Annotated in this window: 22 protein-coding genes; 15 read left to right on the top strand and 7 right to left on the bottom strand. The window is 58.4% G+C overall.

The genetic code is table 11. From position 1 onward, the window contains the following. Positions 1–48: 48 nt before the first annotated feature. Genes lpxD through lpxB form a run of 5 tightly spaced genes read left to right on the top strand, consistent with a single transcriptional unit; the run spans position 49 to position 4,454 of the window. Complete coding sequence (gene lpxD, locus N5D22_RS12305) at positions 49–1,116, top strand: UDP-3-O-(3-hydroxymyristoyl)glucosamine N-acyltransferase (RefSeq protein WP_279655265.1); 1,068 nt, start codon at positions 49–51, stop codon at positions 1,114–1,116. Further along, on the top strand, positions 1,109–1,576 hold the full coding sequence (gene fabZ / locus N5D22_RS12300) for a 3-hydroxyacyl-ACP dehydratase FabZ (RefSeq protein ID WP_003521400.1): 468 nt from the start codon (positions 1,109–1,111) through the stop codon (positions 1,574–1,576). The genes lpxD and fabZ overlap by 8 nt, the downstream gene beginning before the upstream one ends. Further along, complete coding sequence (gene lpxA, locus N5D22_RS12295; RefSeq protein ID WP_279655264.1) at positions 1,573–2,388, top strand: acyl-ACP--UDP-N-acetylglucosamine O-acyltransferase; 816 nt, start codon at positions 1,573–1,575, stop codon at positions 2,386–2,388. Before fabZ ends, lpxA begins: the two co-directional genes overlap by 4 nt. Positions 2,389–2,391: 3 nt before the next feature. Next, the gene (locus tag N5D22_RS12290; protein WP_279655263.1) at positions 2,392–3,273 is read left to right on the top strand and encodes an LpxI family protein; all 882 of its coding nucleotides are present in this window, start codon (positions 2,392–2,394) and stop codon (positions 3,271–3,273) included. Further along, positions 3,270–4,454 carry a lipid-A-disaccharide synthase gene (lpxB, locus tag N5D22_RS12285; protein WP_279659041.1) on the top strand — a complete coding sequence of 395 codons (1,185 nt, stop codon included), beginning with the start codon at positions 3,270–3,272 and terminating at the stop codon, positions 4,452–4,454. The genes N5D22_RS12290 and lpxB overlap by 4 nt, the downstream gene beginning before the upstream one ends. A gap of 231 nt (positions 4,455–4,685) precedes the next feature. Here the strand turns inward: lpxB and gltA are convergent, their stop codons facing one another. Then, a complete protein-coding gene (gltA, locus tag N5D22_RS12280) occupies positions 4,686–5,975 on the bottom strand; it encodes a citrate synthase (protein WP_006697561.1) in 1,290 nt (429 codons plus the stop codon). Positions 5,976–6,282: 307 nt separating this feature from the next. Between gltA and N5D22_RS12275 the strand changes: the two genes are divergently transcribed. Beyond that, on the top strand, positions 6,283–8,718 hold the full coding sequence (locus N5D22_RS12275; protein WP_279655261.1) for a ComEC/Rec2 family competence protein: 2,436 nt from the start codon (positions 6,283–6,285) through the stop codon (positions 8,716–8,718). Between the two features lie 22 nt (positions 8,719–8,740). Here the strand turns inward: N5D22_RS12275 and N5D22_RS12270 are convergent, their stop codons facing one another. The 4 genes from N5D22_RS12270 to N5D22_RS12255 all read right to left on the bottom strand — a co-directional run bounded on the left by N5D22_RS12270 (position 8,741) and on the right by N5D22_RS12255 (position 11,436). Continuing rightward, positions 8,741–9,418 carry a glutathione S-transferase family protein gene (locus tag N5D22_RS12270; RefSeq protein ID WP_279655260.1) on the bottom strand — a complete coding sequence of 226 codons (678 nt, stop codon included), beginning with the start codon at positions 9,416–9,418 and terminating at the stop codon, positions 8,741–8,743. Between the two features lie 128 nt (positions 9,419–9,546). Next, on the bottom strand, positions 9,547–9,789 hold the full coding sequence (locus N5D22_RS12265; RefSeq protein ID WP_279655259.1) for a hypothetical protein: 243 nt from the start codon (positions 9,787–9,789) through the stop codon (positions 9,547–9,549). A 55-nt stretch (positions 9,790–9,844) separates the two neighbouring features. Then, positions 9,845–10,567: a transcriptional repressor LexA gene (gene lexA, locus N5D22_RS12260; protein WP_279655258.1), complete on the bottom strand. Its 723-nt coding sequence runs from the start codon at positions 10,565–10,567 to the stop codon at positions 9,845–9,847. A 359-nt stretch (positions 10,568–10,926) separates the two neighbouring features. After that, positions 10,927–11,436 (bottom strand): hypothetical protein, encoded by a 510-nt coding sequence (locus tag N5D22_RS12255; protein WP_279655257.1) that lies wholly within the window; start codon positions 11,434–11,436, stop codon positions 10,927–10,929. A 500-nt stretch (positions 11,437–11,936) separates the two neighbouring features. Here N5D22_RS12255 and N5D22_RS12250 point away from each other — a divergent pair, with 500 nt between their 5' ends. The 4 genes from N5D22_RS12250 to N5D22_RS12235 all read left to right on the top strand — a co-directional run bounded on the left by N5D22_RS12250 (position 11,937) and on the right by N5D22_RS12235 (position 15,451). Next, the gene (locus tag N5D22_RS12250; RefSeq protein ID WP_279655256.1) at positions 11,937–13,727 is read left to right on the top strand and encodes a helix-turn-helix domain-containing protein; all 1,791 of its coding nucleotides are present in this window, start codon (positions 11,937–11,939) and stop codon (positions 13,725–13,727) included. Next, on the top strand, positions 13,727–14,518 hold the full coding sequence (locus N5D22_RS12245; protein WP_279655255.1) for an ATP-binding protein: 792 nt from the start codon (positions 13,727–13,729) through the stop codon (positions 14,516–14,518). Before N5D22_RS12250 ends, N5D22_RS12245 begins: the two co-directional genes overlap by 1 nt. A 98-nt stretch (positions 14,519–14,616) precedes the next feature. Then, positions 14,617–15,024 carry a hypothetical protein gene (locus N5D22_RS12240; RefSeq protein ID WP_279655254.1) on the top strand — a complete coding sequence of 136 codons (408 nt, stop codon included), beginning with the start codon at positions 14,617–14,619 and terminating at the stop codon, positions 15,022–15,024. Further along, entirely contained in the window at positions 15,011–15,451 is a 441-nt protein-coding gene (locus N5D22_RS12235; protein ID WP_279655253.1) for a regulatory protein GemA, read from the top strand. The genes N5D22_RS12240 and N5D22_RS12235 overlap by 14 nt, the downstream gene beginning before the upstream one ends. A 426-nt stretch (positions 15,452–15,877) precedes the next feature. Here N5D22_RS12235 and N5D22_RS12230 read toward each other — a convergent pair whose 3' ends face one another. Continuing rightward, a complete protein-coding gene (locus N5D22_RS12230) occupies positions 15,878–16,498 on the bottom strand; it encodes a hypothetical protein (protein WP_279655252.1) in 621 nt (206 codons plus the stop codon). A gap of 54 nt (positions 16,499–16,552) precedes the next feature. Continuing rightward, entirely contained in the window at positions 16,553–16,903 is a 351-nt protein-coding gene (locus tag N5D22_RS12225) for a hypothetical protein (protein ID WP_279655251.1), read from the bottom strand. A 365-nt stretch (positions 16,904–17,268) separates the two neighbouring features. Between N5D22_RS12225 and N5D22_RS12220 the strand changes: the two genes are divergently transcribed. From N5D22_RS12220 to eno, 5 genes are all read left to right on the top strand, one after another. Continuing rightward, positions 17,269–17,634, top strand: a complete 366-nt coding sequence (locus N5D22_RS12220; RefSeq protein WP_279655250.1) for a hypothetical protein — start codon at positions 17,269–17,271, stop codon at positions 17,632–17,634. A gap of 2 nt (positions 17,635–17,636) precedes the next feature. Beyond that, positions 17,637–17,960, top strand: a complete 324-nt coding sequence (locus tag N5D22_RS12215; protein ID WP_279655249.1) for a hypothetical protein — start codon at positions 17,637–17,639, stop codon at positions 17,958–17,960. 232 nt (positions 17,961–18,192) lie between these two features. Then, a complete protein-coding gene (locus N5D22_RS12210; protein ID WP_279655248.1) occupies positions 18,193–19,074 on the top strand; it encodes a VOC family protein in 882 nt (293 codons plus the stop codon). Further along, positions 19,074–19,919 carry a 3-deoxy-8-phosphooctulonate synthase gene (gene kdsA, locus N5D22_RS12205; RefSeq protein ID WP_279655247.1) on the top strand — a complete coding sequence of 282 codons (846 nt, stop codon included), beginning with the start codon at positions 19,074–19,076 and terminating at the stop codon, positions 19,917–19,919. Before N5D22_RS12210 ends, kdsA begins: the two co-directional genes overlap by 1 nt. Positions 19,920–20,070: 151 nt before the next feature. Next, a complete protein-coding gene (gene eno, locus N5D22_RS12200; protein WP_279655246.1) occupies positions 20,071–21,345 on the top strand; it encodes a phosphopyruvate hydratase in 1,275 nt (424 codons plus the stop codon). The last annotated feature ends 154 nt before the right edge of the window (positions 21,346–21,499 follow it).

Below are 21,499 nucleotides of genomic sequence, written 5' to 3'. Positions count from 1 at the left end.
ATCGGCAGTCCAGAACTGCAACTTTGAACGTTCTGGAGTTTCCGGCTGATGGAATACAACGCCTTTTTTCCGCCCCACGAGGGATTGCGATTGAAAGACATCGCAGACCGTTTTGGGGCGGAACTGTCTGACGACGCGGCGGGAGAGCGGATCATTCGGTCCGTTGCGCCGGTCTACCGGGCAAAACCCGATCAGCTCTGCTATATTCTTTCGCGCAAGAACCGCGATGAGCTGCAGACCTGCGACGCTGGCGCCGTCATTTGTGACGTCGCACTTGTCGACATGCTTCCGTCTCACACCCCTGCGCTGATATCGAAAAACCCGCACACGCTTTTTGCGCAGGTGGGTGCCTTGCTGCATCCTTCCGCCATGCGTCCGGGTCCAATCGCGCGGATGGAAGCTGAAATTTCCCATGCTGCGCATGTCGATCCATCCGCGAAGCTGGAGGCGGGCGTCATCGTCGAGTCGCTCGCCGTGATTGGAGCTGGCGTCCATATCGGCGCTGGTACGCGCATCGGTCCCGGCGTCATCATCGGGCAGGATGTGCAGATCGGACGCGATTGTACCATTGCTGGCGGCGCAAGCGTTCTTGCGGCCCTCATCGGTAATAATGTGATTATCCATAACGGCGCGCGCATCGGTCAGGACGGTTTCGGTTATGCTCCCGGTCCGCGCGGCATGTTGAAGATCGTGCAGATCGGCCGGGTCATCATTCAGGACAATGTCGAGATTGGCGCCAACACCACGATCGATCGCGGCACCATGGATGACACGGTCATCGGCGAAGGCACCAAGATCGACAATCAGGTGCAGATCGGCCACAACGTCCGCATCGGCCGCCATTGCGGCATCGTCAGCAAGGTCGGCATTGCGGGCAGCACCCGCATCGGCGACGGTGTGATGATTGGCGGCGCGGCCGGTATCAATGGCCATATCAACATTGGCGACGGCGTACAGATCGCGGCGATGAGCGGTGTTGTGGCGGACGTGCCGGCAGGCGCCCGTTATGGCGGTACGCCCGCGCGTCCGATGAAATATTTCCTGCGCGACATGGCCGAAATTCTGGCGCGCGCTGAAGGGCGTGATAAAAAAACAGGAGAGAAAAACAATGACTGAAGAAACGAAGACGGCGCTGGGCGCGGCTGACATTCTGGAAGTCATGAAGCTTCTGCCGCATCGTTACCCATTTCTGCTGATCGACAAGATCATCGAGATCGATGGTAACAACTCGGCGATTGGCATCAAGAACGTCACGGTCAACGAGCCGCATTTCACCGGCCATTTCCCGGATCGGCCGATCATGCCGGGCGTTCTGATCGTCGAAGCCATGGCCCAGACGGCGGGTGCGATCTGCGCTCGCAGCCAGGGTGAGGGCGGTCATCTGGTTTACTTCATGACCATCGACAATGCGCGTTTCCGCAAGCCCGTGATCCCCGGCGACCGTCTGGAAATCCATGTCGTCAAGCAGCGCCAGCGCGGCAATGTCTTTAAATTTCATTGCGAGGCGAAGGTGGACGGCGCGCTGGTGGCGGAGGCCGATGTCGGCGCGATGATGATCCCCGAGGACCAGCAATGAGCACGATTGCCGCCTCGGCCAGAATTCATCCGACGGCCGTGATCGAAGACGGCGCGGTGATCGGTGAAAACGTCGTCATCGGTGCGCTGAGCTATGTCGGCGCAAAAGTCACGCTGCATGACGATGTCCAGCTGCACAATCACGCCGTTGTTTCCGGCCTGACGGTCATCGGCCGCGGGTCGGTCGTCCATCCCATGGCGGTCATCGGCGGCACGCCGCAGGCGGTTCGCCACGACGGTTCGGAGACGACGCTGGAGATCGGCGAGCGCTGCATCATGCGCGAAGGCGTGACGATGAATGCCGGCAGTTCCGACGGTAGCAGCAAGACCATTATCGGTAACGACAATCTTTTCCTTGCCAACTCGCATGTGGCACATGATTGCCGTCTCGGCAGCCATATCGTCCTGTCCAACAATGTGATGCTGGCGGGTCATGTCACCATCGAGGATCGCGCCATCCTCGGCGGCGGCTGTGCCGTACACCAGTTCACCCGCATCGGCCGTCAGGCATTCATCGGCGGGCTGTCGGCGGTCAATTACGACGTTATTCCCTATGGCATGCTGAACGGTAATCCCGGCATTCTCGGCGGTCTCAACGTCGTCGGCATGACGCGCGCCGGTATCGAGCGCGCCGATATCCATAAGGTCAGGCGCATCTACAAGCAGATTTTCGAGGCAGAAGGCACGATCCGCGGCAATGCGGCGGCAATCGACCGTAACGACTATCTGGATTGCCCACAGGCGCTTGAAATCATCGATTTCATCGGTGCGGACAGCGATCGCGCGATCTCGTCACCCAACCGGGGCAAGTGAGCCGTGACAGGCGGCGGGCGTCTCGCCATTGTGGCCGGTAGCGGCCAGCTGCCGCTTTATGTGGCGACCGCCGCCCGTGAGATGGGTGAAAACCCCTTCATTGTTCGGCTGCGCGACGATTCCCGTTTCGACTGGAGCGGTTTCGACAATGCCGTCATCAGTGTCGGTGATGTCGCGGGCCTCGGTCGCCTGCTGCGTGAAAATCAGGTAGATCGCGTCGTGCTGTCCGGCGCCGTTGCGCGGCGGCCGGAATGGCGGGAAATCCGCCCCACGGTCGGTATCCTGCTCAAACTGCCGTCCATCGTCAGAACGCTGCTGTCGAGCGGCGACGACGCCGTTCTGCAGATGGTCATCAAGATTATCGGCACGCTCGGCGCAAAAGTCATCGGCGCGCACGAGATCGCGCCGGGCCTGTTGGCGACGACCGGTGTTTTCGGCGCGCAGAAGCCCGCCGAAGAAGACCTGAAGGATATTCGCAAGGCGGCCGAGGCGGCACTCGCACTCGGCAAGCTCGATGTCGGGCAGGGGGCGGTCTCCGTCGGTGGCCGTATCGTCGCGCTTGAGGGTGTCGAGGGTACGGATGGCATGCTGGCGCGTGTCGCGGCGCTGCGGGCCGAAGGCCGCATCTCGCCCCGCCGCAGGGGTGTGCTGGTCAAGCTGTGCAAACCCCAGCAGGATGTGCGCGCCGACCTGCCGACAATCGGCATGGAGACCGTCGAAAATGCCCGGAAAGCCGGGCTGGCGGGCATCGCCGTCGAGGCCGGTCGGGCGCTGGTGCTCGATCGCGACGCGATGTTGAAAGCCGCCGATGCTGCGGGCATATTCGTCTGCGGTATCGACACGTCACTCGGCGGAGACATGGTTGGCGGAGACATGATCGGATGACAGCGGCATTAAAGGTTGCGGTTATCGCCGGAGAAGTTTCCGGTGATCTTCTGGGTGCGGATCTCATCCGCTCGCTCAAGGCCCAATATCCGGGTCCCATCGAGCTGTTGGGTGTCGGCGGCGAGGCGCTGGAGACGCAGGGGCTGGTTTCGCTGTTCGACTACTCCGAACTCTCCATCATGGGCTTCACACAGGTTCTCAAAAAGCTGCCGAAGCTCATTGCGCGGATCAACCAGACGGCAGCGGCTATCGCCGCAGCAAAACCGGATGTTCTGCTGATCATCGACAGTCCGGATTTCACCCATCGTGTGGCCAAGAAAGTTCGTCGGCAATTGCCGCAGCTGCCGGTCGTCAATTATGTCTGCCCCAGTGTCTGGGCATGGAAGGAGTATCGCGCGGTGGCGATGCTCTCCTATGTCGATCACGTCCTCGCCCTGCTACCCTTCGAGCCGGAGGCAATGCGGCGTCTCGGCGGCCCGCCGACGAGCTTTGTCGGCCATCGTCTCAGTGTTGATGCCGATGTGCTGGCGGTGCGGCAGAAGCGCGCCGCGCGGCTGCTTCCAGCCGACGGTCAGCCGAAAACCATTCTTCTCCTGCCGGGCTCGCGTTCCACCGAAACGACGCGGCTGATGGAGCCGTTTCAGGAGGCCGCGAAGGCCTTTGTGGAACGCAACGGCCCGACGCGGTTTCTGTTGCCGACCGTGCCACGTCAGGAAAACCGCATCCGTGAGATGGCGGCGTCATGGCCGGAGGATATAAGGCCGGAAATCGGCGCCGACGCTGCCTTCAAATGGAATGCCTTTGCCGAGGCCGATGCGGCGGTTGCCGCATCCGGCACCGTCATTCTCGAACTCGCGCTCGCCGGCGTGCCGACGATCTCCGTCTATAAGACCGACTGGATTTTCACCATGCTCAGCAAGCGGGTGAAAACCTGGACTGGCGCCCTGCCGAACCTGATTGCCGATTACGCCCTCGTGCCGGAATATTTCAACGAGGTGGTCAGGGCAGGCTCTATGCTGCGCTGGGCCGAGCGCCTGTCTTCCGACACGATCGAAAGGCGGGCGATGCTGGAAGGTTATGCGCTGGTACAGCAGCGTTTGCACACGGATGTGCCTCCGGGCGAAACCGGCGCGGCTATTCTTCTCGATGTCCTGAAGAGCAAAAATACCGCTTCGATGTAACCCGTTCATCCACGGCTTTACCTAAAGATCCCCTCGGCGCTCGATGCCGCGCCGGTCACGGAAGTGCCGGCCGCCACGCGTGGTCCCGCTGCAAGAAGTCCTCGGCAATCCACCAACCGAAACTCAAGCAGGTCTCCGGCGTTGTGGCGCATCCCCGATCGCTCCGCGCGCATCATAAAAAAGGCCGGCGGATGAAACCCGCCGGCCTTCATTGTTAGATGGCTTTCCAGCTTAACGCTTGGAGACCGGAACGTAGTCGCGCTTGCCGGCGCCCGTGTAGAGCTGGCGCGGACGGCCGATGCGCTGCTGCGGATCTTCGATCATTTCGTTCCACTGAGCGATCCAGCCGACGGTGCGGGCGAGTGCGAAGAGAACGGTGAACATGGTCGTGGGGAAGCCGAGCGCCTTCAGCGTGATGCCCGAATAGAAGTCGACATTCGGATAAAGCTTCTTTTCGACGAAATAGGGGTCGGAAAGGGCGATCTTTTCCAGTTCCAGTGCGACCTGCATGATCGGATCGTCGGAATTGCCGGTGGCTTCCAGCACTTCATACATCGTCTTCTGCATGATCTTGGCGCGCGGATCGTAGTTCTTGTAGACGCGGTGGCCAAAGCCCATCAGACGGAACGGATCGTTCTTGTCCTTGGCGCGGGCGATATATTCCGGAATACGGTCAACCGAGCCGATTTCGTTGAGCATGTTGAGCGCCGCTTCGTTGGCGCCGCCGTGAGCCGGGCCCCAGAGGCAGGCGATGCCAGCCGCGATACAGGCGAACGGGTTGGCGCCGGAAGAACCGGCAAGACGCACCGTGGAGGTGGAGGCGTTCTGCTCATGGTCGGCATGCAGGATGAAGATGCGGTCCATGGCGCGGGCCAGAACCGGATCGACCTTGTATTCCTCGCAGGGCACGGCAAAGCACATGTGCAGGAAGTTGGAGGCGTAGTCGAGATCGTTCTTCGGGTAAACGAAGGGCTGGCCGATATGGTACTTGTAGGCCATGGCGGCGATCGTCGGCATCTTGGCGATCATGCGCAGCGAAGCGACCATGCGCTGATGCGGATCGGTGATGTCGGTCGAGTCGTGGTAGAAGGCCGAGAGCGCGCCGACCGTACCGCACATGACGGCCATCGGATGCGCATCGCGACGATAGCCGGTGAAGAAGCGGCTCATCTGTTCATGCACCATGGTGTGGCGCGTGACGCGGGTGTCGAAATCCTTCTTCTGCGCAGCGGTCGGCAGTTCGCCGTAAAGCAGCAGGTAGCAGGTTTCCAGGAAGTCGCCCTGTTCGGCAAGCTGCTCGATGGGGAAGCCACGATGCAGGAGAACGCCCTCGTCACCGTCAATATAGGTGATCTTGGATTCGCAGGAGGCCGTCGACGTGAAACCCGGGTCGTAGGTGAAGGAGCCCGTGTGTTTATACAGCGTGCCGATATCGACGACGCTTGGCCCGATCGTGCCTTCCCTGACCGGGAGTTCGACCTGCTTGTCGCCAAGTGTCACTGTAGCGCTTTTTTCCGTCATACTGATCCTCCGAAAACATGCGGGTGGGGGCGTTGAGACACGCCCCGCGGTTAAGCGTCTACCGATTAGCTATATGATCCTTGCGCCGATGCCAAGCTATCCAAAGGTCAAATTGTGCATTGCGGCAAACGCAATTGCGTTGCTTCCGGCTTTGTCGGCGATAGCAATTCAATCTCGGTCAACGCCGCGTTAAAGGAAAGCATTGCAATCCCCCGCATCCGCCTGCAAACCTGTTTCCGGTGCGGCAGGGGCGCGGCGCGGATTGCTCGGTCAAGGGGAAAAACAGCATTTCGGATATGCGGAAACGATGCAGGGCGGATTGCCCTGCACGGCGGATATCCTGTCCCCGCTGCGCCGGACCGGCGATATCGCGATCTATGATCCGCCTGCCATTGCCGGCAGGCCGAAGCTGCGAACTGTCGTCTCTCAAAAAATCACCGCATGCTTCGCAGAGGAGCGCGAATTCGGCCATGATTTCCTTTTTGTGCCGGTCGTCATCGGCTGTGGTGCGATCCTCTGGTTTTCCCTCGATACATCGCCTTCATTCCCGGTTCTGGCGATCACATGTCTGATCGCCGCAGGCCTGGCAGTCTTCACGAAATATCGCTCGGGTCTGGCGGCGACGGCCTGCGGCTTTTTCGCGCTGTTCTTGCTGGGCATGCTTTTCGCCGAGGTCGAAACGCGGCGGGCGGGGACCGTGGTGCTGGATACGCCCGTCACCACCACCGTCATTGGCACGGTCACCCGTCGGGAGGTCGATGCGCGCGGCGACTGGCGATATATCGTGCGACTGGCTGTGACGGAGGCGCCGACATTGTCACGCCCGCCGGGGAAGGTTTCGCTGCTGGCGCGCGGCGGAGGAGAGCCGGTCGCCCTTGGCGCAACCATCCGCGGCAAGGCGCGGCTTTCGCCGCCTTCCGGCCCGGCCTTGCCGGGGCTCAACGATTTTGCCTTCGCCTCCTATTTTCGAGGCATAGGCGCAACGGGCTTCTTTTATAAATCGCCACAAACGGTCATGTCACCGGCCGACGATATCAAGGCTGGAACGGACTGGCTGGAATGGGCCGATAGGCAGCTCTATGGCCTGCGCACCGCCATTGCCGAACGCATCCGCAACACGATTGGCGGTGATGCCGGGGCCTTTGCCGCCTCCATCGTCACCGATGAGAGACAGGCGATATCGGCAGAGACGATGGAAGCGCTGCGGCTTTCCGGCCTTGCCCATATCGTTGCCATATCCGGGCTCAACATGGCGCTGGCGTCAGGCATATTTTTCGTCGGGCTAAGGCTCGCCTTCAGCCTGTTTCCGGCATTTGCGCAGCACTGGCCCGTCAAGAAGATCTCGGCTTTCGCTGCGCTCCTGATGACGCTTGCCTATTATCTGATTTCCGGTTTCGCCGTCTCCGCCGAACGCGCCTGGCTGATGATGTCGGTGATGCTGGTCGCGGTTCTCTTCGATCAGCCTTCGCTCAGCCTCAGAAATGTTGCGCTTTCCGCTCTGGTCATTCTTGCCCTGTCGCCCTCGGAAATCATGGGGCCGAGCTTCCAGATGTCCTTTGCCGCGACAATAGCGCTCGTCTCCGCCTATGCCGCCTGGAGCCGCTGGCGCAGCGACCGCGAGCGCCTGTACATCGGACGCAAGCCGGTGTGGATGACTGTCGCGGAAATGACGGGCGCCATTATCGGCGGTGTCATCACCACATCGCTGATTGGCGGGCTTTCGACGGCCATCTATTCCGCCGAGCATTTCCAGCGTGTCACCACCTATGGACTTTTTGCCAATCTGGCGGCCATGCCGCTGATGTCGCTGATCGTCATGCCCTTTGGCCTGATTGCCATGCTGCTCATGCCCTTCGGGCTCGACGCGCCGTTTCTGAAGATCATGGGCTATGGCATGGCGCTCGTCATCGCGGTTGCGCAGGAGGTGGCGTCCTGGGGCGGCAGCGCGGCGACGGGGCGGCCGCATGGCTGGTTTCTGGGTCTTGCTTCGGCCGGCTTTCTGCTGCTGACGCTGCTGCGCAGCCGGCTTGCGCTTCTTGGCGTTCCCCTGCTGCTGCTCGCCTTCGGCCTGTCAGCGGCCACGGCCTATCGCAATCCGCCCGATCTGCTTGTCCATGAGGATGGCGAGTTGGTGGCGATGCTGGAGGACGGCAAGGTTTACACAACGAAGGCGCAGCCGCGGGGGTTCGTTTATGGCCAGTGGCAAAGAGCATTGCTGCTGCCGGAACAACCAGTGCCGCCCGTCATTCTCAAGAAAGACGCCGCGGCGACCACGGTGGCCTTTGCCGCGAAAACCAGGCTTGCCCCGGAAGAGATGAGGGCGGTCGCGCGGCAGATGACGGAGGCCCTGAGAGACGCGGAGCCCGGTGTCTTCACCTGCCGCAAGGGCATATGGTGTGTGGCCCGCGCCGGAAGCGGTGAATGGATCGTCGTTCTGGAAGACGGTCGCTTTGCGGGAAAAGCCTGCGATATCGCCGATATCGTTATCGTTTCCCGCAGAACTGCCTTTTCACAATGCCGCTCGGGCGCATTGCTGCTGAACCGCGATATTTTGCGGCGAACCGGTTCGCTGGAGATTGATTTCGCCGGCAGCGATCAGGCAGGGGTCGTCGGCAGGCTGCGCGCCGCAATCGCCGGAACGGACAGGCCATGGAGCGAACACCGCTCTTACGACTGGAAAAGCGGCCGTTTTGACCGCGACGTGCCGGATGCCGTCACCCGGCTGCTGGCGGTATCGCCGTAAGCGCCGCCAGCCTCATGACTCGTCAGGCCTTGACGCGCAGATCGGCGGTCAATTCACCGATACCGCCGATTTCTTCTTCATGCGCCGCATCGCGCCAGACTTCCTTCAGGCCGGCCTCGTACCATTCACGCATGGCGGGCAGGGCGAGCAGTCGGTCGCAATAGGCTTTCGCCGCAGGCGAAAGATCGGCGCCGTAGGTCTGGAAACGGAATGCCACCGGGCAGAAGAAGGCATCTACCGCCGTGAATTTCTGGCCGGCGAGATAAGGCCCGCCGAATTTCGCGAGGCCTTCGCTCCACAGCGTATCGATCCGCTTGATATCCGCCGCAAGCCCGGCATCGCCGCCCTGCGGTTTTACGCGAATGCCGACCGACATGGGGTAGAGATTGCGCAGCGTGGAGAAGCCCGCATGCATTTCGCTTGCGGCAGAACGTGACCAGGCCCGCGCCTGCTTGTCGCTTGCCCAGACGCCCTGATGTCTTTCAGCGAGATATTCGGCGATCGAAAGCGATTCCCAGATCGTCACGCCCTCGTCGACAAGGCAGGGCACCTTGCCCGTCGGCGAGAAGGTGGCGAATGAAACGCCTTCGCCGAAGGGGACAAGTTTTTCATCGAAGGCGATGCCGAGCGTGCGCATCAATACCCATGGCCGCAGCGACCATGAGGAATAATTCTTGTTGGCGATATAAAGATCGTACATGGCGCGTCTCCCGGATATGCTGCGCTTCTTATACCTGTCGAAGCGCCGCGGAATATCGAAAATAATCCATGGCACCCATAAGTCCCGTTGATGGGTGACGAAGGGCAGGGGGGCGGGCACCTCGGGTATCACCATTCGGTGACGGCGCTGCGTCCCGCTGTTTCCCGGTCGGCAATACCCGCAACGCCGCCGAAAACTTGCGCCAGACGGCGCGGGATCACAAAAGTCCGCCCGCCGGGCCAGAAGCCACGTGAAACACCCATATGAAATTGCTGTCGATCTTTGCCGGAAGAAACAAATCCGCCCATGGAAAGAACGATCTGTCCAGCTTCCTCACAATCAGCCGAATTGCGGGATGCCGCCATCTTCAATGGGAATTGCATCTACACAACGATCCCGCTTCGAGAGGATGACGGTTGACCCGGATCAATGGTAACGGCGGATCAGCCCAACCAGCTTGCCCTGGATTTTCACCCGGTCCGGCCCGAAGATGCGGGTCTCATAGGCGGGATTGGCCGCTTCCAGAGCAATGGAGGCGCCCTTGCGGCGGAAACGTTTCAGGGTCGCTTCCTCATCGTCCACCAGAGCCACGACGATATCGCCCGGATTGGCGGTATTGCCATTGCGGATGATGACGGTGTCGCCATCGAAAATGCCGGCCTCGATCATCGAATCGCCCTTGACCTCAAGCGCGTAATGTTCGCCCGAACCCAGCATGTCGACCGGAACGGCCACATCGTGAGTGTTGTTCTGGATGGCGGAAATCGGCACACCGGCGGCAATGCGGCCCATGACGGGAACGGTGACGGCGCCGCCGAGATCATTGGCTGGCGCCTTGGGGGCAGGGGCCGGTTCCGGCGCCTTTGGCTTGCCGAGACTGCCTTCGATAACGCTCGGAGAAAAACCGCGCTGCGGCCTTGCGCCCGGAGCGTAAGCCTCGGGCAGCTTGATGACTTCCAGCGCCCGAGCCCTATTAGGTAGCCGGCGAATAAACCCGCGCTCTTCGAGGGCGGTGATCAGCCGATGGATGCCGGATTTGGAGGCAAGATCGAGTGCGTCCTTCATTTCATCGAAGGAGGGCGGCACGCCGGACTCTTTCATTCTTTCATGAATGAAGAGAAGCAATTCCTGCTGTTTGCGCGTGAGCATGAGGAAAACACCCTTGAGAATCGTCGTTGAAGTCGCGAAACAAATACAGAACGAACACTATATGTTCCATATGTGTTCTGCAATCCCCTAAAATTTCGTGAAGCTGTGGAGGTGCGAAAACAAAACGGGAATGGCGCGCCAAAAACTCCGGTAGATAAGCTGGAATGAAAACCGCAAAATTTCGTTGTTTTTATTGGATTTTTTTCCCGTAAATAGGGGTCCCCAATCGCTGTATTGGCAAACCTCGTAATGCGTCATTCTCGCGTAGCGGCTAAGTGACTGATTACGCAGAATATATTGGGAACCTTCTCACGATCTAATGCTCTGCGATGTTGTGATTGGGAACCTTATTGGGAACCCTATAGCTCATCTGGCCGAAGCATATCACGAAGCAACCCCATCTTTTCTTGTCGATCTTCGACCAAGGCCGCCACCACTCTGGCTATTTCGCTAGTTGTGAACTCGGAGGGTTTGCCTTCCGCGCTCACACCGATCCAGCCACCGCTACGAACCATGTGCTGTAGATCGCCCTCGAAACCAAGGAGTACTTCGGCCCAAGTTTCATACGCGTCTTTCTCTTTGGCGGGGTCGAGGATATCGCGATACTGGTCAAAAAGCCGGAAGAACGCTGACAGGATCGCCACCCTCTCACGCTGTGTTGCTATGTAGCCGATCTCTTCATTGAAGGCCGCTTCAGGGCCATATAGTGCGGTAAGGATTTGCTGCTGGGCTAAAGGTACTGCCTCTCGCCGCCGCCATGCGGCGATAGCCTGCTTAGATAGAGCAAGGCTCTTCGCAAGTTCGGTATCAGTTTCCACGCCAACCAGCCGTTTTAGGTTGTCGATGTATAGGTCTATCGGTTTCTTCATTTTTTCCCCGTTGACAAGTACACAAAATGTAGTCATGACTACATCATGATTACTGCATCTCTCTCCGTTCGTGACATACCAGCCAGCGCAGCATTGTTAAATGCGGTGCGAGGAAGATTCATTGCAAGTGGTACATCGTTAAATCAGTGGTGCATTGCGAACAAGATTGATCGAGTTTGGGCTTCGGACGCGCTCGTGGGTAAAAGAAATGGCCCTAAAGCCCTAGCTTTACGCGAAAGACTTATCTCCGTCGCGGAGCGGCTTTAATGCAGGAAGCCGCTTGGATCACAACAATTGAATTTGCGTTCGTAACAGGGATGCAGAGGCAAGTAGCTAACAGGTTATGTCAGGCCATTGTCGCAGGAACGAAGCGACTGTGGCATGGACACGCACTCGAAGTCCGTACCGTCCACGGTCGCGGCGGTCGCTCTGGCATTCAATATCAGGTCAAAGTTTCCAGCCTTCCAGAGCATCTTAAAGACCGTTTAAAGGCGCTTCAAATGACCAATGAAGTCGTGTCGAGCTTTCGTCTCGGCGACGACACCGCCCATCATGAGCGGGCGTGGAAATTCGAAATCATCGAACCGGCTGTTAAACAGCCCAAGGGCAGCGCCGAGCGCAAGGCCGAAATCGACAGACTGGAAGGCGTTTCCCGCCTCGACTGGACCGGCCACAAGCGCACGCTCACCAAATCCACGCTCTATAAGTGGATCGAGACTTACGAGCTATACGGCATCGTCGGCCTTGCACAGCGCGTTCGTCGCGACAAAGGCGACAAGAAGGTGTTTGTCAGCCGTGCTTGGATGAAGGCCGTCCCGTTCGATCATGAGACGATGGGGACGATTCACAGCGATCTCAAGCAGTACGTGCGCAGCCTGATCAAAGGCGGGTCGCAGTTCAAGCAAACCCGCGTTCTGGCTGGCGAAAAGCTCAAGGATATCACGGGAGCTTACGGCTTTGAGACCGATAATCCTTTGGTCTTTTCCATCCCGCAGGAGTTCGTGCAGGACGAACATCAATACAAGGCGGTCTACCGGCATAAGGTTGACCGGAAGGCCAGTGAAGATGACAAGCCGCGTATCCGGCGCTCGACGGCTGGCCTTGTGCCGATGGAAATTGTCGTCATGGACGTGCACCATATCAACGTACATGTGCGCCGCGACGATGGCACATATTCAACACCGAAGCTGATCGCCTTCCATGATATCGCGACCAACCGCGTTTTCTGCGAACTCATCCAGTTCGACAATCGCGGCGGCGTCCGCAACAGCGATATCATCACCGCCTTCGTCAACATGTGCCAGCATCCGGCCTTTGGCGTTCCGCAGTTCCTTTATGTCGATAACGGCTCCGAATACCAGTTTGCCGACGATCTGGAAGACGCCTTGCGGCTCGGCACGAGGCTGATGCCCTTCAATGGCACCAAGGATCGCAATCACGTCATCCGCGCCAAGGCGTACAACGCCGCCGCGAAGCATGTCGAAGGCTGGTTCCGACAGGTAAACCAGCAGCATTTCCGGCACATCCAAGGTTGGCGTGACGATGACCCGATGAACCCAAAGCGGCCCGAGCTCGGCAAGCTGCATGCGCCGTTCGAAGGTGGGTTCGATGCGTTTTGCGATATCGTCTACAGCCATCTTACCTCCTACGAACACATGCCGCAAAAGGGCGCTCTCAAGGGCCGCTCGCCCGCCTTGGTGTTCAAGTCCTTCGTGGACAAGGGCTGGAAAGCGACCGTACTCGATCCGAACAAATTGCTGATGGTGTTCACAAAACCCGTCATGCGGCAGGTGCGTCAGCACGGTATTGACCTTTATAACGGTGTTTGGACATGCGACGGCCTTCTTGAGTTCTTCGGGCGTTCCGTCATCGCCCATGTGCCGAAATACCACGGTTTTGCCGAGCTTCGGATCACCGATGAGGACGGCAACGATATCGGTATCGCGGTTTCCGACAGGCAGTTCGACGTACTGGACGAGCGCGGTGCGAAGGAAAGCGCCCGCCGTGGCAGCATCCGCAACAAGGCGCTGACGAAACTTGCGAAGTCGGTTCCCACTATCGACGTGGGCGCGGAACTGATCGAGTTCGGGCGCAAGCAGTTGCCGGTTGTTCCGAATGAACCGGATGCCACGATCTCCATCAATCAACCCGGATCGCAGCGGCGGGCAATCCTGCCGGTCGCCGTTGATAGTCTGGACGCTCAGCGCCGTGACGACGAAATCCGCCGCTCCAATGACGAAGCGGTCAGCTTGTTATCTCAATTCTTCGGATCAGGAAGGCAGGTACAATAATGCGCGGTCGCCCTGCGAACATTCCCGAAATCATCGTTGAAACCGCCACGGTCAAGCTTGTGCGTGAAGCCGCTCAATACAGCCTTGACCTGCGTTTCCCCGTTCGCCTGATCGGCAAGCCGGGAACCGGCAAAAGCTCTGCACTGTGGCATATCGCGCAGGATTTCGGCGGCGTCTATTGCGAAATCTCACAGCAGAGCAAGGCTCCTAAAGGCATGCTGGAACTGCTTTTGAAGGAAGCTGGTCAGCTTACGCGGCAAAAGTATATCGATGAACTGGCGAACGAAGCCTATTATTATTTCCGGTCTGGCAGTCGCTACAACCAGAAGACTGGCGCTTACGTCGAAGGGCCAATCCTGCTTGTTGTCGATGAAGTTCAGACGCTGGAAGTACCTGCTTTCCGGGAACTTCTCCGTATTCAGGAAAAATGCGGCATCGGTCTTTTACTGGCTGGAAACGCCGAACGGTTGGCATCCACCCGCAAGAAAGAAGCCGACACTTGGGCGCAGATTGAAAGCCGGATCGCCATGACGCGGCAGCTTCCAGCGCCGAGCCGGACGGACTGCGATCTTATCGGCAGCACATATAATGTGGAAGGCATGGACGCTTATGCGGGCCTCGCGGCTTATGGCGCAAAGACGAATTTCCGCGATCTCGTCCAGCTTCTCGAAACAGCCAAGCGCCTTACTGGCGGAGCGACGGGCATCCGGCTCGCGCACCTGAAAAGCGCGCTCGGCATTCTTACAACGAAGCCTGATTTGCTTCGTCTGATGCAACCCGAAGCGGCCTGACCGCCGCTTCATCGCTTTTATCTACCCTTCAATCAACAGGCTCCGCGCATTTGCGCGGCGTAGTGCGGAGTCACGTCCAAATGCAAGAGGAGAATGAAATGCCGACATACAATGTGAAGGAATACAAGGACTACACCGATCTGCTCGATGATATGGAAGTTGCCATTGCGGCCGTCCAGTCCTTCGGCGCGATGGTGGAATATTCGCTTCGCACGGGCGAAGATATCAGCGCTGATGGCTATGGAATGGAACGGCTGCTCAATCTCCAGTGCCGTCATCTCAAAGGGATCGCCAGCGCGCTGCGAAGTGAATTCAAAGAGATCAAGGCGTCGAAGCTGAAGGTCAGAAATTCTGATCAGATTGCAAAGTGGGCGGGCGTGTCCAAATATGCGGTCAATCGCGTGGTTTCGTGCGCGGTCGGTATCGATCTCGGCCCGCCATCTGAAAACCACACGGAGACCCCGCCGTACACCATAAAAAGGGAGGCGGAAGATGCGCGCTCCTAAGGCTTCCACGCCGATCACTGCCAAACAGATTGCGCTGTTGCACGTCGCCAAGAAGCAGCTTGGCCTTGATGACGATACCTATCGCGCCGTTCTTGAGCGCGTCACCGGCTGCGATAGCGCCGCCGATCTGACGCAGCCCGGATTTACCGCAGCCGTGAAATACTTCACGGCCATGGGCTTCCGTTCGACCTGGACAACGCGCAGCTACGGATATCGCCCGACAATGGCAACGCCGCCGCAGGTAGATCTCATCCGGTCACTATGGGCGAAATTCCTTGGCCGGGAAGACGAGAACGACATGGAGCTAAACAAGTGGCTGGATCGCTTCCACAAGGTCTCGTCATTGCGGTTCGTGGATAACAAAAAGGCGGCGAAGGTGATTTCGGCGCTTCGGAACATGAACTCCCGCAAACAGGATAAAAATTGAAGCCGGATTAAAGGCCGTGGAAGCGTTTCTCCAAAATTTCTACGTCATCCGGTCACGGACGATGCAGAAACGCCTCCACGGCCAGATTTAATGAAAAAGCGAGATGAGGCGGATGGAACAAGCAAGCAAGGCAAAACGCCGATTTCTGGACACCGATGCGGTGCGCTTATTCGTGTAACGGCTTGCCGCCGATTCACCGGCGTAATAGAGATCGAGATTCATTTTCTGCGACCACGGATGAACTGGCGCAGGGAACGCGGGGCGGACTTTGGCGACCGCCCCGCAACCATTTAAAGGGTCTATCATTGCCGAGACTGTTGCCTGATGATAAATCTGACAACGTGGCAGCGAAATCCGTAGTCCCAGATGACCCTTGGAGGGGAGCCGGTTTTACCGGGGGCGGTCCCTCCCTGCCACATTTCAATCCTAAAGCGGTTCCTCATAATCGGGATTATCGGGCTCGGCGCTGCTGGCTCTTTCGTCGCCAGTCTCCGGCGCTTCATCTTGATGAAGCCGGTCGTGGCAACTATCGCAGACGGCCACCAGTTCGAACAGGAACTCACATCCTACGTGCTTATAGGTCAGATGGTGGACCTGTTTGGCTTCAGCCAGCCCGCAGCCCTCACACATTCCGCCAGATCGTTTGAATACCAGCTTGCGCTTTTGCTGCCATTCATCGCTCGCCAGATAGTCATTGTATTGATCAAACCAGCTACTGGTTTTCTCGTGTTGCAAGCGGGCATGCTTCTTTAGGATTTGCAGGTGTTCCTGTTCCCGCAGTTCGTTATAACGGGTCTCCATGTCTGGATCATGCAGCGGAAGGTTTTCGTCTCCCGGCTCGCGCTTTCGAGCGCCACCCAAAAGATGGCCGCAGATGCGACATTGCTGCCGAATTTGAACGCCGCCATTTGAGGTAATCCGCCGACACCAGAACGTGTCATGGTCGGTGCATTTCGTCTGGCTCCAAGCTTGTGTTTCAGCCGCCCATTCAGGCGTCGAGGTGAAATAAACAACTGTGTTGATATCTTCCAGAACGACTTTGACCATGGTGGCTGTAACCTCTTTTCTGCTTGATCGTTTGTGGTCGGTTTTCGCCGTACGTCACTTCACCGTGGAACCGGGGCCGCCGTGGGTCGCGCAATATTCACCCTGCATCTTCTTCCAATCCTCTGGCTTGTAGTGGCTTCCGCCAGAGACATGGTTTTTACAGCGGGAGCCGGACGTTGTGTGAGCCGAGCACTGAACATAACCATCGTTCGCGACCCAGTCTTGATACTGTTCTTTCGTGAGGCCAAAATGCTCGGCGGCAAAACCGTCTTTGTCGGCCAGATATTTTTCGACATTCTGCGGTTTGAGCACGATATCGCGCCCACCACCCGGAATGCGGAGGTTTGCCCAAAAACCGATGCCAGCGTTATTCAAGGTGTCGAGTGTATTGCGGTCGATTGCCATTTAAAGCTCCTCTGAAGGCTGTATTGATCATTTACAGAATGCTGTCTCGGCTCGGTCGTTTTTAATAGCGTTTCCAGTCCATCTTGCTTTCTTTCCCGGTTTCAGGGAGAATCAAGCCGACGCGAGCAAAGTTTACTTGGACGGCGAACGCTGGATCAACGAGGGAGTGCTGCCCCTCCGCGTCAACTTTCTTCCATAAATTCTTATCTCTTTAGCGCGCTCGAAAGTCCCTTTTTGTGCCTCTTTAGTTTTCTTTTTGTTTCGATTATAATCCGCTTCTGTTCACTATTCGGCAAGCGCTTATTTAGCTAGCCGGTGCAGTGCAAATTTTCGAAAAAGGGCAGCGACACTTGACACGATCAACCGTGAAGAAGACGAAAATCGTAGAGGTTCAAGTGGCTAAAATCGATGGGCAGAAGTACGCTGTCGTTCCGCTTGATGAATATAAAGCCTTTCTCAAAGCCTCTTTGAACAAGTCGAAGCACACGAGACCGAGGCCCACTTTTATCATGCAGAGGCCGGACGTTGCCGATTTCTTCCGCGAGAAGTTTGGTACTCAAAGCTTGGTGGCAACGGTTGCCGAATGCCGGGAAAAATTTGGAGAAGAAAACACTCCGACGATGTCTGCCGCGCACCGGCACTGGCAAAAGCTTCGGAAAGAGAAGCTGGTTGAGATAGACGTTGCTCGCACGGCTCGCAGACTTACCGCAGCCTTCTACGAGGGGAATTGAGCGTGAACGGTTTAGAGCGTTGCAATGATTGCGGCAGACTTGCTCTCTCAAGCGAGACGGTCACACTCCCAGCGGATGAATATCGTAAACTTCTTCAGGATGCAGCCGCTGGACGAGCAAAAAAAGCTATATCTTCCTATCGCGCTGTTTCTCGATCTGGCATCGGGCTTAATCCAGAACTCGCGGATTTCATTCTCGATGTCGCCCCTACTATGACCATCGCCAAAATACACGCGGCATGCGTTGAGCGCTTCGGTGAAAAAGCACCGTCTGCGTCTTCTATCTTCCGATTCATCGATAAAATGCGCGGCGGTGCGAGACCCTAAAGACTTCCGTCAGCCACTGCCGGTCCTTGCTGAAATGAACCGGATAATGCTGAACATTGTCGGAAATTGTCGGATAAATTCCAGCTTAAAGCCCTGTATTCCAGCTTATCTATAACAAGTACAGCTGCTATCTGTTGTTTTGATGATTTGCCTATTTGCGCCTGATTGTGCTTTTCTGCGGTCCAGGTCGTCCGGGCATGCACGGGCAGAGCGCCAGCGCAGGAAGCAGGTTATGATGAAATCCCGTTGTATCGATCATCTCGTTCTGCCGGTGGAAGATATCGGCATTGCCGTGAAACGTCTCGCCAGCCTTGGATTCACGGTCGCGCCGGAGGCTCTGCACCCTTTCGGAACCCAAAATGCCTGCGTTTTTTTCGCTGATGGGGCCTATCTGGAACCGCTCGCAATTGCTGACCCGGCTAAATATAACGTGTCGGCAGACAGGGGAGATGTGTTCACCGGCAGGGACAGGGCCTTCCGGCAGCGTGACGGGCAGGAGGGGTTTTCGGCTCTTGTCGCCAAAACCGAGGATGCCCTTGCCGACCATGAAAGATTTCTGGCGTCCGGCGTGTCGGCGGGCGCTGTGTTCCAGTTTTCCCGCCCTGTGCGGATGCCTGACGGGTCGGAGAGCGAGGCGGCGTTCCGGCTGGCCTTTGCGGCAAGCGGGGCGGCGGCGGATTTCTTTTTGTTCAGCTGCCAGCGGCTGCGCGCCCTGCCGGGTGACCGAACGGCGCTGGAACGCCATGCCAACGGGGTCTGCGGCCTCAGCGAAATCGTCCTGTTTTCCGACGGGGATACGAAGGCCGCGCGCCTGATCGAAATGGTCTTCGGCTGTGAGGGCAAGGTATCTCCGGATGGGGATATGGTTTTCGTAACCGACAATGCCCGTATCAGACTGGTTGAAAAGCCGACCTTCAGCGGACTTGCCCTCAGCGCCTTTGGCCGGAGTGGCGGCGGGTTGCGCGGCATGTGCATCGTCTTTTCCGTTGACGATCTTGCCGTGACAGCGGCGGCGCTTGCTGCTAATGGCGTGTCCTGCATGGAAGCGGGCGGCCGTCTGGTGGCGCCCGCCGCGCCCGGCCAGGGCGTTGCCTTCGCCTTCGAGGAAAAATGATGAGCGTTACGAACAATCTCAAAGTCACCGCCGGCGATGGCGCCAGCAAGGTTTCTTTCTCCAATGCCGAGCGTTTTTCGCTGATCGCCGGCCCGTGCCAGATGGAAAGCCGCGAACATGCCTTCATGATCGCCGGCGTGCTGAAAGAGCTTTGCGACAGCCTCGGGATAGGGCTTGTCTACAAGTCCTCCTTCGACAAGGCGAACCGCACCTCGCTTTCCGGCAAGCGCGGCATCGGCCTTGAAAGCGCGATGGAAGTTTTTGCCGATCTCAAGAAGGAATTCGGCTTTCCTGTTCTGACCGACATTCACACCGAAGAACAATGCGCCGTCGTGTCCGAAGTGGTGGATGTGCTGCAAATCCCGGCGTTCCTCAGCCGTCAGACCGATCTCCTCGTTGCCGCCGCAAAAACCGGCCGTGTCATCAATGTCAAGAAGGGCCAGTTTCTGGCGCCCTGGGACATGAAGAACGTGCTGGCCAAACTCAATGAGAGCGGCAATCCGAATGTGCTCCTGTGTGAGCGCGGCGCCTCCTTCGGTTACAATACCCTGGTCTCCGACATGCGCTCGCTGCCGATCATGGCGTCGCTCGGCGCGCCCGTTGTCTTCGATGCGACCCATTCGGTGCAGCAGCCGGGCGGGCAGGGCGGCTCCACCGGCGGTCAGCGCGAATTCGTCGAGACTCTGGCGCGGGCGGCGGTTGCTGTCGGCGTCGCAGGGCTTTTCATCGAGACCCATGAGGATCCGGACAACGCACCGTCCGACGGCCCCAACATGGTTCATCTGAGGGATATGCCGAAGCTGCTCGAAAAGCTGCTTGCTTTCGACGCCATTACCAAAGCCTGAGAGGCGGGGGCGTTACGGCGGGCACGGTCCCGTGCCAATCGATTTTAAATGGCGGGCGGGCCGTTTCCGCCGTCCGCCGTCATTGTAATTTCTTCGCCATCGTCTAAGACAGGCGACGGAAAATATCTGTTCCATTCCCAAGGGAGAGACCATGACTGCCATTACCGATATCATCGCGCGCGAAATCCTCGACAGCCGCGGCAACCCGACCGTTGAAGTCGATGTCTATCTCGAAGACGGCTCCATGGGCCGTGCGGCCGTTCCGTCGGGCGCCTCCACCGGCGCGCATGAGGCGGTTGAGCTGCGCGATGGCGGCAAGCGTTATCTCGGCAAGGGCGTGGAAAAGGCGGTCGAAGCCGTCAATACGGAAATCTTCGACGCCATCGGCGGTTTCGACGCTGAAAACCAGATCCAGATCGACCAGACGATGATCGTGCTCGACGGCACGCCGAACAAGTCGCGCATCGGCGCCAACGCCATCCTCGGCGTGTCGCTCGCTGTTGCCAAGGCTGCCGCCGAAGCCTCTGGCCTGCCTCTTTACCGTTATGTCGGTGGCCCGAACGCACATCTGCTGCCGGTTCCGATGATGAACATCATCAATGGCGGCGCGCATGCCGATAACCCCATCGACTTCCAGGAATTCATGATCCTGCCGGTCGGCGCGGAAAACATCCGCGAAGCCGTGCGCATGGGTTCGGAAGTGTTCCATACGCTGAAGAAAGAACTGGCGGCACAGGGTCACAACACCAATGTCGGCGACGAGGGCGGTTTCGCACCGGGTCTCGAAAGCGCGCCGGCTGCGCTCGATTTCATCATGAAGTCGATTGAAAAGGCCGGTTACCGTCCGGGCGACGACATGTTCGTCGGTCTCGACTGTGCCTCGACCGAATTCTTCAAGGACGGAAAATACGTTCTCGAAGGCGAAGGCCGTACGCTGGAGCCGGGCGCAATGGCGGAATATCTGGCGGAACTCGTCGCCAAGTATCCGATCATTTCCATCGAAGACGGCATGGCCGAAGACGACTGGGAAGGCTGGAAGACGCTGACCGATCTCGTCGGCAACAAGTGCCAGCTCGTCGGCGACGATCTCTTCGTCACCAACTCCGCGCGTCTTCGCGACGGCATCAAGATGGGCGTTGCAAACTCCATCCTCGTCAAGGTCAACCAGATCGGTTCGCTTTCCGAGACGCTGGATGCGGTTGAGACGGCGCACAAGGCCGGTTACACCGCCGTCATGTCGCATCGTTCGGGCGAAACGGAAGATTCCACCATCGCCGATCTCGCGGTCGCCACGAACTGCGGTCAGATCAAGACCGGTTCGCTCGCCCGTTCCGACCGGCTCGCAAAGTACAACCAGCTGATCCGCATCGAGGAAATGCTGGGCCCGCAGGCCGCTTACGCCGGCCGTTCGATCCTGCGCGGGTAATTTCGCGTTCGGGTTTGGATACGTGGCCCGCTGTCTGGCGGGCTAAGGTGGGTGAAGTGCCTATCAACATATGAGACGTCATCCTCGGGCTCGACCCGAGGATCCACTCCGGTCCGCTTATGGATCCTCGCCTCAAGGGCGAGGATGACTGTGG

Origin of the sequence: Agrobacterium sp. GD03872, assembly GCF_029840625.1 — a bacterium.
GTDB classification, from domain to species: domain Bacteria; phylum Pseudomonadota; class Alphaproteobacteria; order Rhizobiales; family Rhizobiaceae; genus Agrobacterium; species Agrobacterium fabrum_A.
The sequence above is the reverse complement of the archived record's forward strand: the minus strand, read 5'-3'. Positions and strand labels throughout refer to the sequence as shown.

Excerpts from the sequence above, each read along its gene's own strand:
- N5D22_RS12230 (WP_279655252.1), bottom strand. The coding sequence starts at position 16,498 with ATGGTCAAAGTCGTTCTGGAAGATATCAACACAGTTGTTTATTTCACC.
- N5D22_RS12240 (WP_279655254.1), top strand. The coding sequence starts at position 14,617 with ATGCCGACATACAATGTGAAGGAATACAAGGACTACACCGATCTGCTC.
- lpxB (WP_279659041.1), top strand. The coding sequence starts at position 3,270 with ATGACAGCGGCATTAAAGGTTGCGGTTATCGCCGGAGAAGTTTCCGGT.
- N5D22_RS12275 (WP_279655261.1), top strand. The coding sequence starts at position 6,283 with ATGCAGGGCGGATTGCCCTGCACGGCGGATATCCTGTCCCCGCTGCGC.
- lpxD (WP_279655265.1), top strand. The coding sequence starts at position 49 with ATGGAATACAACGCCTTTTTTCCGCCCCACGAGGGATTGCGATTGAAA.
- lpxA (WP_279655264.1), top strand. The coding sequence starts at position 1,573 with ATGAGCACGATTGCCGCCTCGGCCAGAATTCATCCGACGGCCGTGATC.
- N5D22_RS12270 (WP_279655260.1), bottom strand. The coding sequence starts at position 9,418 with ATGTACGATCTTTATATCGCCAACAAGAATTATTCCTCATGGTCGCTG.
- gltA (WP_006697561.1), bottom strand. The coding sequence starts at position 5,975 with ATGACGGAAAAAAGCGCTACAGTGACACTTGGCGACAAGCAGGTCGAA.
- N5D22_RS12245 (WP_279655255.1), top strand. The coding sequence starts at position 13,727 with ATGCGCGGTCGCCCTGCGAACATTCCCGAAATCATCGTTGAAACCGCC.
- fabZ (WP_003521400.1), top strand. The coding sequence starts at position 1,109 with ATGACTGAAGAAACGAAGACGGCGCTGGGCGCGGCTGACATTCTGGAA.
- N5D22_RS12255 (WP_279655257.1), bottom strand. The coding sequence starts at position 11,436 with ATGAAGAAACCGATAGACCTATACATCGACAACCTAAAACGGCTGGTT.
- N5D22_RS12210 (WP_279655248.1), top strand. The coding sequence starts at position 18,193 with ATGATGAAATCCCGTTGTATCGATCATCTCGTTCTGCCGGTGGAAGAT.
- N5D22_RS12235 (WP_279655253.1), top strand. The coding sequence starts at position 15,011 with ATGCGCGCTCCTAAGGCTTCCACGCCGATCACTGCCAAACAGATTGCG.
- lexA (WP_279655258.1), bottom strand. The coding sequence starts at position 10,567 with ATGCTCACGCGCAAACAGCAGGAATTGCTTCTCTTCATTCATGAAAGA.
- eno (WP_279655246.1), top strand. The coding sequence starts at position 20,071 with ATGACTGCCATTACCGATATCATCGCGCGCGAAATCCTCGACAGCCGC.
- kdsA (WP_279655247.1), top strand. The coding sequence starts at position 19,074 with ATGAGCGTTACGAACAATCTCAAAGTCACCGCCGGCGATGGCGCCAGC.
- N5D22_RS12250 (WP_279655256.1), top strand. The coding sequence starts at position 11,937 with ATGACCAATGAAGTCGTGTCGAGCTTTCGTCTCGGCGACGACACCGCC.
- N5D22_RS12225 (WP_279655251.1), bottom strand. The coding sequence starts at position 16,903 with ATGGCAATCGACCGCAATACACTCGACACCTTGAATAACGCTGGCATC.